Origin of the sequence: Pseudomonas sp. SORGH_AS_0199 (assembly GCF_031453735.1) — a bacterium.
GTDB classification, from domain to species: domain Bacteria; phylum Pseudomonadota; class Gammaproteobacteria; order Pseudomonadales; family Pseudomonadaceae; genus Chryseomonas; species Chryseomonas aestiva.
In genome coordinates, this window is sequence record NZ_JAVJAE010000001.1 from 500,922 (window position 1) to 514,650 (window position 13,729).

Annotated in this window: 11 protein-coding genes; 7 read left to right on the top strand and 4 right to left on the bottom strand. The window is 67.9% G+C overall.

What is annotated here, in order from left to right:
- Nucleotides 1-218: 218 nt before the first annotated feature.
- Genes QE444_RS02410 through QE444_RS02420 form a run of 3 tightly spaced genes read right to left on the bottom strand, consistent with a single transcriptional unit; the run spans nucleotide 219 to nucleotide 3,514 of the window.
- A complete protein-coding gene (locus tag QE444_RS02410) occupies nucleotides 219-1,691 on the bottom strand; it encodes an FGGY family carbohydrate kinase (protein ID WP_282280809.1) in 1,473 nt (490 codons plus the stop codon).
- Between the two features lie 40 nt (nucleotides 1,692-1,731).
- The gene (locus tag QE444_RS02415) at nucleotides 1,732-2,688 is read right to left on the bottom strand and encodes a transketolase family protein (RefSeq protein ID WP_187980700.1); all 957 of its coding nucleotides are present in this window, start codon (nucleotides 2,686-2,688) and stop codon (nucleotides 1,732-1,734) included.
- Nucleotides 2,678-3,514 (bottom strand): transketolase, encoded by an 837-nt coding sequence (locus tag QE444_RS02420; protein WP_133860280.1) that lies wholly within the window; start codon nucleotides 3,512-3,514, stop codon nucleotides 2,678-2,680. The genes QE444_RS02415 and QE444_RS02420 overlap by 11 nt, the downstream gene beginning before the upstream one ends.
- A 337-nt stretch (nucleotides 3,515-3,851) precedes the next feature.
- On the opposite strand from QE444_RS02420, the gene QE444_RS02425 reads away from it, so the two are divergent.
- From QE444_RS02425 to QE444_RS02455, 7 genes are all read left to right on the top strand, one after another.
- Nucleotides 3,852-4,847 (top strand): ABC transporter permease, encoded by a 996-nt coding sequence (locus QE444_RS02425; RefSeq protein WP_133860279.1) that lies wholly within the window; start codon nucleotides 3,852-3,854, stop codon nucleotides 4,845-4,847.
- Between the two features lie 56 nt (nucleotides 4,848-4,903).
- Nucleotides 4,904-5,836 carry a sugar ABC transporter substrate-binding protein gene (locus QE444_RS02430; RefSeq protein WP_027597270.1) on the top strand — a complete coding sequence of 311 codons (933 nt, stop codon included), beginning with the start codon at nucleotides 4,904-4,906 and terminating at the stop codon, nucleotides 5,834-5,836.
- Nucleotides 5,837-6,055: 219 nt separating this feature from the next.
- Complete coding sequence (locus tag QE444_RS02435) at nucleotides 6,056-7,561, top strand: sugar ABC transporter ATP-binding protein (RefSeq protein WP_309737287.1); 1,506 nt, start codon at nucleotides 6,056-6,058, stop codon at nucleotides 7,559-7,561.
- A gap of 14 nt (nucleotides 7,562-7,575) precedes the next feature.
- Nucleotides 7,576-8,340 (top strand): SDR family oxidoreductase, encoded by a 765-nt coding sequence (locus QE444_RS02440; protein WP_133860277.1) that lies wholly within the window; start codon nucleotides 7,576-7,578, stop codon nucleotides 8,338-8,340.
- A gap of 53 nt (nucleotides 8,341-8,393) precedes the next feature.
- Nucleotides 8,394-9,194: an SDR family oxidoreductase gene (locus QE444_RS02445; RefSeq protein ID WP_280310225.1), complete on the top strand. Its 801-nt coding sequence runs from the start codon at nucleotides 8,394-8,396 to the stop codon at nucleotides 9,192-9,194.
- A gap of 309 nt (nucleotides 9,195-9,503) precedes the next feature.
- Nucleotides 9,504-10,454: a sugar-binding transcriptional regulator gene (locus QE444_RS02450; RefSeq protein WP_027600541.1), complete on the top strand. Its 951-nt coding sequence runs from the start codon at nucleotides 9,504-9,506 to the stop codon at nucleotides 10,452-10,454.
- 139 nt (nucleotides 10,455-10,593) lie between these two features.
- Nucleotides 10,594-12,012, top strand: a complete 1,419-nt coding sequence (locus QE444_RS02455) for an MFS transporter (protein WP_280310223.1) — start codon at nucleotides 10,594-10,596, stop codon at nucleotides 12,010-12,012.
- Nucleotides 12,013-12,024: 12 nt separating this feature from the next.
- On the opposite strand, the gene QE444_RS02460 is transcribed toward QE444_RS02455, so the two are convergent.
- A complete protein-coding gene (locus tag QE444_RS02460; protein WP_309737290.1) occupies nucleotides 12,025-13,656 on the bottom strand; it encodes a methyl-accepting chemotaxis protein in 1,632 nt (543 codons plus the stop codon).
- Between the last annotated feature and the right edge of the window lie 73 nt (nucleotides 13,657-13,729).

Genomic DNA, 13,729 nt, shown 5'->3' on the forward strand with positions numbered 1-13,729 from the left:
CCTGCCAGGACGGATGAAAACGAACGCCCGCTCGGACAGCCCATCACGACGTCACAGTGGAAAAGGCTGCGCCGTTTTCCACGCTACCGGGCTGGCCCCTCTCCTTTCGGGAGAGCCGCCGCAGGTTGGGTTGAGCGCAGCGCAGCCCAACGGTGCCCAGATCGAATCCGCGTTGCTGGGCTGCGGCGATGGAGCCGTTTCAACCCAACCTAGGGGCGCTACAGCAGCGTCCGCTCCAGCGCCTGGCGCCAGCCGGCATAGAGTTCGGGCACGGCATTGGCGCGGGGTTCGTAACGGCGGCGGGGCCGTTCGAGATCGGCCAGGGCCGCGGCGTCCTGCCACCAGCCCAGGGCATGGCCGGCCAAGTGGGCGGCGCCCAGCGCCGAGACCTCCGGCGACAGGCTGCAGATCACCGGGCGCTGCAGGAGATCGGCCTGGAATTGCAGCAGCCATTCGTTGCGCGTGGCGCCGCCATCCACCCAGAGTTCGTCCAAGGGCGTCGGACTGTCCTGCTGCATGGCGTCGAAGACGTCGCGAATCTGGTAGGCGATGGCTTCCAGGGCCGCGCGCATCAGGTGCGCCCGCCCGCAATTCTCCGCCAGGCCGCAGAACAGTCCGCGCGCCTCGGCCCGCCAGTGCGGCGCACCGAGGCCACCCAACGCCGGGACGAAGTAGACGCCGCCGTTGTCCGGCAGCGCCGCGGCTTCGGCGGCCAGGGCCTCCAGCTCTCCGGCGCCGCCCAGCAGCCGCGCCGTCCAGCCCACGGCGGCGCCGGTGTGGACGATGTTGCCTTCCAGGGCAAAGGTCGGGGTCTCGCCCAGGCGCCAGGCCAGGGTGGTGGCCAGGCCATGGGCGGAGACCACGGGTTCGGCGATGGGGGTCATCAGCGAGGAGCCGGTACCCAGGGTGGCCTTGACCTTGCCCGGGACGAAACCGCCCTGGCCGAACAGCGCCGCATGGGAATCGCCGATCATCGCCAGGATCGGCAGACCGGCCGGCAGCGGGCCCTGGGCACGGGTCTCGCCGAAGCAGCCGGCACTGGAGCGGATCTCCGGCAGCGCCGCCCGGGGAATGCCGAACAGACCCAGCAGCTGCGGATCCCAGTCACCACCGCGCAGGTCGAGCAACTGGGTACGGGCCGCATTGGCCGCGTCGATGAGAAAGCTCGTGCCACCGCTGAGTTGCCAAAGCAGCCAGCTGTCCACGGTGCCCAGGCAGATCTCGCCGGCGGCGGCGCGGGCCGTGCCGTCGGGAATCTGATCGAGCAGCCAGCGCCACTTGCCGGCGGAAAACATCGGGTCCAGCGCCAGGCCACTGCGCTGCAGGATCAACTCGCCGTGACCGGCGGCGTGCAAGGCTTCGCACTGCGGCTGGGATCTCTTGCACTGCCAGCTCACCAGCGGGCCGAGCAACTGGCCGCTGCTGCGCTCCCAGGCCAGGGCGGATTCACGCTGGTTGCTGATGGCGATGGCCGCCAGGGGGGCGTCCGTCTGGGCCAGGCAATCGCCGATGGCGCCCTGCAGGGCCTGCCAGATGGCCAGGGGATCCTGCTCGGCATAGCCCGCCTGCGGATGCTGGACGGTGAGCGGCCGAGAACCGCGGGCCACGACCCGACCGGCGCGATCCACCAGGATCGCCTTGGCATTGGTGGTGCCCTCGTCGAGGGCGAGGATCAGCGGTTCGGCGGCCATGGCAGCTCCTGTTGTTCTTGTCGTGGCAGACGCCTGAGCCTCAGCGCAGGCGCTGCACCGCAGCAACGATGCCGGCGGCATCGATACCGTGCTTGGCGCGGGTCGGCCCGCGGCCACCGGCGGCAGCATACTCGCCATCGGCGATGCCCAGGCGGATCAGCGGCACGCCCAGCGCGGCTTCGGCCATGACCTCGGCGACCAGGCTGCCCACCCCGCCGTTGACGTTGTGCTCTTCCACCGTGACCACCCCGCCGCGAGCGGCGCAAAGGGCTTCCAGCAGCGCCTCGCGCTGCAGCGGACGGATTGACGACAGATTGATCACCTGGGCGCTGATGCCCTGCTCGGCCAGCGACCGCGCGGCCTCCACCGCCTCGTGGACCACCGAGCCCAGGGCCACCAGGCTGACGTCGTGACCCTGGCGCAGCACATCGACCTGACCGGGGACGAAACGGTAGTCGGACCCATGCAGATCGGGCAGCGCCTTGCCGTCCAGGCGGATATAGACCGGACCGTCATGGGCCAGGGCGTGCTCGACGATCTGCCGGCACTCGCGGCCATCGGCCGGCGCATAGATCTCCACGTTACCGAAGCCGCGCATCACGGCGATGTCGTCGAGGCTGTGGTGGGTACTGGCCAGGGGACCATAGCTGGCCCCGGCGTTGAGCCCGAACATCTTGACGTTGGACCTGTTGTAGCAGACGTCCACCTTGACCTGTTCGTTGGCGCGGGAGATCAGAAAGGGCGCGGCGTTGCAGGTCACCGCCACCTTGCCGGCGAGGCCCAGGCCGGCGGCCACCCCGACCAGGGTCTGTTCGGCGATGCCGACGTTGACCAGGCGCTCCGGGAAGCGTTTGACGAAGGGGCCGATCTTGGCCGTGGAGGTGGAGTCGCTGACCACCGGCACCAGGTCGACGCCGGCGTCCACCGCGGCGATGAAGGCCTCGACCATGACGCTGGCGAGATGGGCTTCACCCGGGGTCTGGGTATCAGTGGCCATGGTCGAGTTCCTCCAGTGCAGCGGCGATCTCGTCGCCCTTGGGCACCCGGTGGTGCCATTCAGGTTTGCCTTCGATGAAGGAAACCCCCTTGCCTTTGACGGTATTGGCGATCAGCACCTGGGGCTGGCCGCGGTGTTCGCGCAGGGCTTCCAGGGTCTCCACCAGCTGGGCCACGTCGTTGCCATCGCACTCGACCACATGGAAGCCGAAGGCGCGCCACTTCTCGGCCAGGGGCTCCAGCGGCAGGATCTCGGCGGTGGGACCGGCCAGTTGCAGGCGGTTGTGGTCGACGATCACCGTGAGGTTGTCCAGCCGGTACTTGGCGGCGGTCAGCGCCGACTCCCAGTTGGAGCCCTCGCCCAGTTCGCCGTCACCGGTCAGCACATAGACGCGGCGCGGACTGCCATCGCGTTGGGCGGCCAGGGCGATCCCGGTGGCGACCGGCAGGCCGTGGCCGAGGGCGCCGGTGTTGAGCTCGATGCCAGGGGTCTTCTGCCGCACCGGATGACCCGGCAGGTGGGAGTCGAAATGCTGGTAGGTGTCGAGCCATTCCGGCGGGAAGTATCCGGCCTCGGCCAGGCAGCAGTAGAGGCCGCCGACGCCATGGCCCTTGCTCTGGATGTAGATGTCGCGCTGGGGATCGGCGAGGCGTTCCGGGGCGACGTCGAGCAGGCGGAAATAGAGGGTGGCGAGGATGTCGGTCTCCGACAGATCCGCCCCGGTATGGCCGCCGGCAGGCGAGCCGGCATTGAGCTGGATGACGCGCCGGCGGATCAGCCGGGCCTTTTCGCGAATCTGCGCGACGTCGTACTGGAACGGATTCATCAGGCGACCCCCTCGGGTATCCGAAGCTGCGATGGAGCAGACGCCTGCCGAGGTTTCAGTGGGCGTCTTATGAATATTTATTCGTCACTGAAAATATATTTATCATTTAGACCCCAATCCGTGGGGCCGTCAATAGCCAGGAAAGGCCATTGGCGATCTGGCGAGCGGATAGAATGCGGGGCGGGATGCGGGATTGCCGAAGCCATCGTGTTCGGCACGCAGCGATGAAAAGGCGCTTGACTTCCATCCGGAACAGGCGGAGTCTGAATTAAAAATCAGGCACGCATAAATATTCAGGCGAGCCGGACACAAGAACAATAACCCCTAGGAGAAGTGCGTGGACGCCAAAGCCCCGACCGCCTCGCCACCCGCCAAGCCCCTCGCTCGCCTGGCACTGCGCCTGCCACGCAACGTCGGCGGCCCGCTGATCGGCCTGGCGCTGCTGATCGCCGTGTTCTCCTTTGCCTCGGAGTACTTCTTCTCCGTGCGCAACGCCCTCAACATCCTCGACCAGGTGACCGTGCTCGGCATCCTGGCCATCGGCATGACCCTGGTCATCGTCATCGGCGGCATCGATCTGTCGGTGGGCTCGGTGCTGGCCTTCTCCATGATGCTGCTGGGCTGGCTCTACCAAGACATCGGCTGGTCGCTGGGCCTGGCGATTCCTGCCGCCATCCTCGGTGGCCTGGTCTGCGGCCTGGTCTCGGGGCTGCTCATCGCCCGGGCCCGGCTGCCCGCCTTCATCGCCACCCTGACCATGATGTCGGTGGCCCGCGGCCTGGCCAACATCCTCACCGACGGGCGCCAGATCGTCGGCTTTCCGGACTGGTTCACCAACCTGGCCACGGTGCGGCACTTCGGCTTCCTCTCGGTCACCGTCGGGCTGTTCCTGCTGATGCTGCTGGTGGCCTGGGTGTTCCTGCGCTTTCGCGCGGGTGGCCGCAACCTCTATGCCATGGGCGGCAGCGCCGAGGTGGCACGGTTGTCGGGCATCAAGGTGCGCACCATCACCATCTGGATCTATGCCCTGAGTGGCGCCCTGGCGGGCCTGGCCGCGGTGGCCATGGCGGCGCGCCTGGACTCGTCCCAGCCCAGCGCCGGCCTGTCCATGGAGCTGGATGCCATCGCCGCGGTGGTGATCGGCGGCGCCAGCCTCAGCGGCGGCGTCGGCAGCGTCGGTGGCACCCTGGTCGGGGTGCTGATCATCGGCGTGCTGCGCAACGGCCTGAATCTGCTGGGGGTCTCGCCCTTCGTGCAGCAGGTGGTCATCGGCATCGTCATCGCCCTGGCCGTCACCCTGGACACCCTGCGCCGCCGTAACGGGCAGCGCTAGGTCAGATCTGCTTCGTCTCGTCACCGCAGTACAACAATAACAACGGAGTGCCATCCATGCTGACCCCCAAGAAGCTGTTGCTCAGTACCCTGTTCGCCGCCATCACCTGCACCGGCGCCCTCAATGCCCAGGCCAAGGAACTCACCGTGGGCCTGGCCGTGGCCAACCTGCAGGCCGACTTCTTCAATCAGATCAAGCAGGCCGTCGAGGCCGAAGGCAAGGCCAAGGGCATCAAGGTGATCACCGTGGACGCCCAGGGCAACTCGGCGACCCAGGTCAACCAGATCCAGGACCTGATCACCCGCCAGGTCGACGCCCTGATCTACATCCCGGCCGGCGCCACCGCCGCCGGTGTCCCGGTCAAGGCGGCCAAGGCCGCCGGCATCCCGGTGGTGGCGGTGGACCGCAACGCCCCCGACGCCCCGGGTGACACCTTCATCGCCAGCGACAGCGTCGCCGCCGCCCGCACCCTCGCCGAATACGTCGGCAAGGTCACCAACGGCAAGGGCCGCGTCGCCATCCTCCAGGGCCAGATCGGCACCACGCCGGAAAACGATCGCGCCAAGGGCTTTGCCGAAGGCCTGGCCAAGTTTCCCGAGCTGAAGGTGGTCGCCCAGCAGCCCGCCGAGTGGGCCCAGGACAAGGGCTTCGCCGTGGCCCAGGACATGCTCCAGCGCGATCCCAACATCAGCGTCTTCTTCGGCCGGGCCGACGCCATGGCCCTGGGTGCCGCCCAGGCGGTCAAGGTCGCCAACCTCGACCATCCGGTGACCATCGTCGGCTTCGACGGCGACGTGGCCGGCCTCAAGGCCGTGGCCGCCGGCACCCTGTCCGCCACCATGACCCAGCAGACCCGCAAGATGGGGCGCATGGCCCTGGAATCGGCGGTGGCGCTCAAGGAAGGCAAGCAGGTACCCAAGGAGCAGCTGCAGGAAGCGATCCTGACCACCAAGGATAATGTCGCCCCCTTCATCGAGAACCATCCGTAACCACGATCTGCTGCGCGTCGGCCAACCTGCGTTGAATACAGTCTGGAGCGCCAGCCCGGTCGGACTGCTCATTTACCACGCGTAAATCCGAGCACACACCTGGTTGAGATCCCCCAGCCGCATTCAACTGGGTTGGCTCTAGCTCGCGAGATCGTGTTGGCTCCTGCCCCAGGTGCCTCCCAAGGGAGGCACCGTTTCAGCTCCCCCTTCGGAGGCCCCATGTCCGCCGTCATGCCCCTGGAACAGCCCGCCGCTCTCAGCCTGAGAAACATCGGCAAGAAATACGCCGGCATCGAGGTGCTGGCCGGGGTGGACGTCGACATCCAGCCGGGTGAGGTCCTGGCCCTGCTCGGCGAGAACGGCGCCGGCAAGTCCACGCTGTCGTCGATCATCGCCGGCCTGGTACCCCCCGAGGCCGGTGGGCGCATGACCTGGCTGGGTCGCGACTACGTCCCGGATTCCCCCGGCGCCGCGCTGGCCGCCGGCATCGGCCTGATCCACCAGGAGATCCGCCTGCTGCCGGAGCTGACCATCGCCGAAAACATGTTCGTCGGCCGCCTGCCCATGCGCGGCGGGCGCATCGATCGCGCCTTCATGGCAACCGAGGCCCAGCGCCAGCTGGATCGCCTGGGCCTGAAGGTACCCGCCACACGCACCGTGGCCGGCCTCAGCGTGGCTGCCCAGCAACTGGTGGAGATCGCCAAGGCGCTGACCCTCAAGGCACGCCTGCTGATCCTCGACGAGCCCACCGCGGCCCTGGGTGGCGAAGAAACCGAGTTGCTGTTCGCCCAGGTCGAGCGGCTCAAGGCCGAGGGCGTGTCCTTCATCTATATCAGCCATCGTCTGGAAGAGATCGCGCGCATCGCCGACCGGGTGCTGGTCTTGCGCGACGGCCGCCAGATCGCCCTGCACGCCACCGCCCAGGTGCCGGTGCGGCAACTGGTGGAAGAGATGGTCGGGCGCAGCGTGGAACGCATCTTCCCGACCATGGCCGCGCCCGGTACGCAGGAGGTGCTGCGGGTCAAGGATCTCAGCTGCCGCGAGATGCCGCTCAAGCACATCGATTTCGCGGTGCGCGCCGGCGAGGTGTTCGGCGTCGCCGGGGTGGTCGGTGCCGGCCGTACCGAACTGGTCCGCGCCATCGCCGGCGCGGCCGAACAGGTCACCGGCACCCTGGTGCTGGAAGGCCGGACCTGCCGCTTCGCCAGCCCGTGCGAAGCCATCCAGGCCGGCATCGTGCTGGTGCCCGAGGATCGCAAGCAACAGGGCGTGGTGGTCGACCACGCCATCGAGGAAAACCTCATCTATGGCAACACCGATCTGCTCGCCGCCGGTGGCTGGGTGTTGCCCGGCAAGCTGCGCGCCTTCGCCCGCAAGGCGGTGGCGCGGCTCGGCGTGAAGGGCCAGCCGGAGCAGGCCATCGCCGCCCTCTCGGGTGGCAACCAGCAGAAGGTGATCATCGCCAAGTGGCTGGCGCGCAATCCCAAGGTCTTCATCCTCGACGAGCCCACCCGCGGCATCGACGTCGGCGCCCGCGCCGCCATCTACCAGGTGATCGCCGAACTGGCGGCCACCGGCATGGCGGTGATCGTGGTCAGCTCGGACCTCGACGAGGTCCTCGGCCTCTCGCACCGGGTCATGGTGATGAGCCGTGGCCAGCAGATGGGCATTCTCGAACGTGAACAGGCCACCCCGGTGGCCGTGATGGAATTGGCTACCGCCTGACTAGGAGTTTTCCCATGCGTCTCTTCGATCTCGGCGGCCAGACCGCCTTCGTCACCGGTGCCGGCAGCGGCATCGGCCAGGCCATCGCCATCGGTCTCGCCGAGGCCGGGGCCCAGGTGGCCTGCTTCGACCTGCCCGGCAGTCGCGACCTGGCCGGTACCGTCGAGCGTATCCAGGCCCACGGCCGCCGTGCCCTGGCCCTGGAAGGCTCGGTGACCAGCGCTGCCGATCTCGAGGCCGCCGTGGCCCGTACCGAAGCCGAACTCGGCCCGCTGAGCCTCGCCGTCAACAGCGCCGGCATCGCCAACGCCCAGCCGGCCGAGGAACTGGAATTGGAGCGCTGGCAGCGCATGCTCGACATCAACCTCACCGGGGTGATGCTCAGCTGCCAGGCCCAGGCGCGGGTGATGCTGCCGCGCGGCAAGGGAGCCATCGTCAACATCGCCTCCATGTCCGGCAGCATCGTCAACCGCGGCCTGCTGCAGGCCCACTACAACACCTCCAAGGCCGGCGTCATCCACCTGACCAAGAGCCTAGCGATGGAGTGGGCCGAGCGCGGCATCCGGGTCAACTGCATCAGCCCCGGCTACACCGCCACGCCGATGAACACCCGTCCCGAGGTGGCCGACCAGGTCAGGATCTTCGAGCAGACCACCCCGCTGGGCCGCATGGCCGAGGTGGAGGAAATGGTCGGCCCGGCGATTTTCCTCTGCAGCCCGGCGGCGTCCTTCTGCACCGGCGTCGATCTGATCGTCGATGGTGGTTTCGTCTGCTGGTAACAACCGCTGGCGATCACGCGCGCCGGATCGCCAACCGCCCTAGGAGGTTTCACGTGGAACGTCGCTTCGCTGGTCAAACCGTGGTCATCACCGGCGGTTGCCGTGGCATCGGTGAGGGTATCGCCGAGCGCTTCGGTCGTGAGGGCGCCAACCTGGTGCTGGTTTCCAACGCCGAGCGGGTACACGACACCGCTGCGCGGCTGGCCGCCGAGACCGGTGCCGAGGTGCTGCCGCTGGTGGTGGACATCACCGACGAGGCGGCGGTGGCCGACCTCTATGCCCAGGCCGAGGCCCGCTTCGGTCGCATCGACGTCTCGGTGCAGAACGCCGGGATCATTACCATCGACGCCTTCGACCGCATGCCACGCGAGGACTTCGATCGCATCCTGCAGGTCAACACCACCGGCGTCTGGCTGTGCTGCCGCGAGGCGGCCAAGCGCATGGTCGCCGCCGGGCGTGGCGGACGCCTGATCAACACCAGCTCCGGCCAGGGTCGCCAGGGCTTCATCTACACGCCGCACTATGCGGCGAGCAAGATGGGCGTCATCGGCATCACCCAGAGTCTGGCCCACGAACTGGCGCGCCATGGCATCACGGTCAACGCCTTCTGCCCGGGCATCATCGAAAGCGAGATGTGGGACTACAACGACCGGGTCTGGGGCGAGATCCTTTCCACCCCGGAAAAGCGCTATGGCCAGGGCGAACTGATGACCGAGTGGGTCGGCAACATTCCCATGAAGCGCGCCGGCACCCCCGCCGACGTGGCCGGCCTGGTGGCCTTCCTCGCCTCGGCGGACGCCGCCTACATCACCGGCCAGGCGATCAATGTGGACGGTGGCCTGATCATGTCCTGAGAAGCTGCTCATCGGCCACACGGCGTTGAAAAGCCCTTCGGAATGCTCATTTACCATTCGTAAACTCGGCTTCCTCAGGGCTTTTCGCCTTGCCTGACGCTAGCTCGCGCGCTGATGAGCCGCCTCGGGCCAGGACGCCAGGCCGCAAAAGCCTTGGCGTCCGATGGGAGGCTGAGGGAAAATAGCTGAAAAATGCGCCTTTCTAACAGGTACGTGCCTGCTTTTCGGTAGTTCGTCGCGGCCAGGGGACTTTCCCGGTCCGGGCTGGCGGCCGCGAGCGCGGCGTATCCGCTGGTACCGGGAATCTGGATGAGTAACCTCGAAGAACAACGCCTGCTGACCAAGATCGCCTCCCTCTACTACGAAGAGGGACTCAAGCAGTCGCAGATCTCCGAACAGCTCGACCTGTCGCAATCCTTCGTCAGCCGCGCCCTGAGCCGAGCGCTCAAGGAAGGCATCGTGCGCATCTCGGTGCAGCGCCCGCGCAACTTCCATCTGGAACTGGAGCGTCAGCTGCAGCAACGCTACGGCATCCGCCAGGCCATCGTGGTGGAACCCACCGGCGACGACGAAGAGGCCATCAAGCAGGCCATCGGCTCGGCGGCCGCCCACTACCTGGAAACCAGCGTCACCGAGAAGGACCACATCGGCATCTCCTCCTGGAGCTCCACCATCCGCGCCATGGTCGGCCACATGCACCGGGGCAGCAGTCGCCAGGGCGCGACCGAGGTGGTGCAGCTGCTCGGCGGGGTCGGCAACAAGGGCGCCTTCGAGGCCACCCTGCTGACCCAGCAACTGGCCAACCTGCTGGGTTGCCCGGCCTATCTGCTGCCGTCCCAGAGCATCGAGCAGTCACCGGAAAGTCGCCAGCGCATCCTGCAGCTGGACGAGGTGCGCGAGGTGACCGAACGCTTCGCCCGGCTCACCGTGGCGCTGGTCGGCATCGGCGAACTGGAGCCGTCGCAGCTACTGCGCAACAGCGGCAACTACCATGGCGAGGCCATGCTGGAGGTGCTCGCCGCCCGCGGCGCGGTGGGCGACATCTGCCTGAGGTACTTCGATGCCCAGGGCCGGCCGGTGCTGGACGACAGCGAAGAGACGGTAGTCGCGGTGGATCTGCCGCAACTGCTGAAGATCGACCGCGTGGTGGGTCTGGCCGGCGGCCTGCGCAAGGTCAACGCCATCCGCGGCGCGCTACAGGGTGGTTATCTGGATGTCCTGGTGGTCGATCTGCGCACCGCTCTGGCGCTGGTTCCCTGACCGACGCAAGGCGCTGCCAGAAACCGGCTCGAAAACGCGATTTCCTGCCAAACCGTACGTTGCACTTGGAAATCTTTGGCAACATTCGGCACGGGCTGATCCGTAAGCTGTAGGACGACTGTTCTCTGGATAGCGTCCCATGACCTCTGCGTCTTCGGCTTCGGCCACTGCCCTGCCCCCCTCCCAGCGCGCCGCCGCCCTGTCGGCGCGTCTCGATCGCCTGCCAGCCACCCGCAGCCTGTGGCGCCTGGTGGCGCTGCTGTCCATCGGCGGCTTCTTCGAACTCTACGACCTGTTCCAGACCGCCTACATCAGCCCCGGTCTGTTGCGCGATGGCGTCTTCCAGACCGGCGCGGCCGGGGTGTTCGGCGTCTCCGACCAGGCCGCCTTCGCCGCGGCCACCTTTCTCGGCCTGTTCGTCGGCGCCAGCCTGCTCAGCCCCATCGCCGACCGCTTCGGCCGCCGGGCGATCTTTACCTGGGCGCTGGTCGGCTACACCCTGGCGACCCTGGCCATGGGCCTGCAGACCACCGCCCTGGGGCTGATCGCCCTGCGCTTCGTGGTGGGCATCGGCCTGGGCCTGGAGCTGGTGACCATCGACGCCTATCTGTCGGAACTGGTGCCCAAGGCCATGCGCACCTCGGCGTTCGCCTTCGCCTTCGCCCTCCAGTTCCTCTCGGTGCCGGCGGTGGCGTTGCTGTCCTGGTGGCTGGTGCCCCAGGCGCCGCTGGGGATCTCCGGCTGGCGCTGGGTGGTGCTGTCCAGTGCCGTCTTCGCCCTGTTCATCTGGTGGCTGCGCCAGCGCCTGCCCGAATCACCGCGCTGGCTGGCCCAGCAGGGCCGGCTGGACGAAGCCGAACAGGGCGTGGAACGCCTGGAAGCCGCCTGCCAGGCCGACAGCGGCCAGCCGCTGCCGCCGCCAGCGGCAGTGGTGGAAGAACCTGCGGTAAGCGCGCGCTTCGCGGCGCTGTGGCAATCACCCTATCGGCGCCGGGTGATCATGCTGATCGTCTTCAACCTGTTCCAGGCCATCGGCTTCTTCGGTTTCGGCAACTGGCTGCCGGCGCTGCTCTCCGGCCAGGGCGTGAGCCTGACCCACAGCCTGGGCTATGCCTTCGTCATCACCCTCGCCTATCCGCTGGGGCCGCTGCTGTTCGTGCGCATCGCCAATCGCTTCGAGAACAAGTGGCAGATCGTCGGCTCCGCCCTGGGGACGGTGGGCTTCGGCAGCCTGTTCGCCCTGCAGCAGGGCGCCCTCGGTCTGATCCTCTGTGGCATCGGCATCACCTTCTGCAACGCCTGGCTGACCTTCGCCTTCCACTCCTACCAGGCCGAGCTGTTTCCCACCGCCATCCGCGCCCGGGCGGTGGGCTTCTGCTATTCCTTCAGCCGGCTGTCCACGGTGTTCAGCAGCCTGCTGATCGGCACCCTGCTGGAGCGCCTGGGCACCCCGGGCGTGCTCGCCTTCATCGTCGCCAGCATGCTGATCGTGGTGCTGACCATCGGCCTGTTCGGCCCGCGCACCCGCAACCGGGCGCTGGAGGACATCGCCCGCTGAAGGATTCCGGGTTCAGAGCCGGAACTGCCGCACCGCACCGCTCAGGTCACCGGCCAGGCGCGCCAGGTCGGTGCTGGCGGCCGCGGTCTGCCCGGCCCCGGCGGCGTTCTGGGTGGACAGGTCGCGAATGCTGGTGAGGTTGCGATCCACCTCGCGGGCCACCTGGGCCTGCTCCTCGGTGGCGGCGGAGATGCTCAGGTTGCGCTCGGTGATCTGCCCGATGTGGCGACCGATCTCGGCCAGGGCCTCGCCGGCGGCCGCGGCCACCTCCAGGCAGACACCAGCCTGCTGATTGCTGGTGGCCATGGCGTCCACCGCCTTGCCGGCGCCGCCCTGGATGGCGCCGATCATGTCTTCGATCTCGCCGGTGGACTGCTGGGTACGGGCCGCCAGGGCGCGCACCTCGTCGGCCACCACGGCAAAGCCGCGACCCGCCTCACCGGCACGCGCGGCTTCGATGGCGGCGTTGAGCGCCAGCAGATTGGTCTGCTCGGCGATGCCGCGGATGACGTCGAGCACCCCGCTAATGCGTTGCACCTGGGCGGCCAGGCCATCGATCTCGCCACTGCTGGAGGTCACGGCGCCATGCAGGGCGTGGATGGTGGTGAGGGTCTCCTCGACCCGGCGCTGACCGAGGTCGGCCGAGGTGCGCGAATCCTGGGCGGCGGCGCTGGCGGCGGCGGCGTTGCGCGCGACCTCCTCCACCGCGGCGGTCATCTGGTTGACGGCGGTGGCCGCCTGGGCCAGTTCATCGTTCTGCCGCTGAATGCCGCGCAGCCCGGTATCGGTGACCGTCGACAGCTCTTCGGAGGTGGATGCCAGGGTGGTGGACGACAGGGTCAGCCGCTCCAGGGTGCCGCGCAGGTTGTCCTGCATCCGCGCCATGGCCGCCAGCAACCGGCCGGGTTCGTCGCGCCCGTCCGGCTCGACGGTCCGGCTGAGGTCGTTGGCGGCGATGCGCTCGGCCACCGCCAAGGCCTTTTCCAGCGGCCCGGTGAGGCTGCGGGTAAAGCGCCAGGCCAGCAGCAGGGTACCGGCCAGGGCCGCCACCATCACCGCCACGGTGATGGCGATGGCGTTGTGGTAGCTGGCCATGGAAGCAGCGGCCAGCCGCGTGACCTTGCCGTCGACCACCCCGGCGAGTTCATTGACGGTAGCGCTCAGGGCATTGCCACTGTGGGCCATCTCGCCGTCCTGCCCGGCCAGCTTGAGCAGCTCGGCGTCGTTCTGGTCGTCCAGCGCCTTGAGATAGCGATTCTGGTTGTTCAGGTAGGTGGCCAGCTGGCCGGTCATCCGGGTGTAGACCTCCCGCCCGGTGTCGGTGAGCAACAGGGCGTCGAACTGGCGCACATGCTGTTCCAGGCTGGCCTTGGCCGCCTCGATGGCCTTGTGCACCGCCTGGGTCTCGGCGTCGGAGCTGGCCAGCATCAGGCCCTGGTTGTGCATGCGCAGACTCAGCAGATCGGCGCGGATCTCGCCGATGGTCTGGACGCTGGGGATGACATTGCCGACGATCTGCTCCTCGCCCTCCTTGATGACGCGATTCTGGCCCAGGGAAAACAGCCCGAGGCCGATCACCAGCAGGGCGAAGAAACCAAAGGCAACCAGGGCCCGCGGGGCGATGTTGAGGGAGCGTAGCTTCACCGGGAAGACCTCGAAAAAATGATTAGCCCCCTCATGATCGGCCAAACGGCGCCAGGCTTTAGGGTTCGCTGGC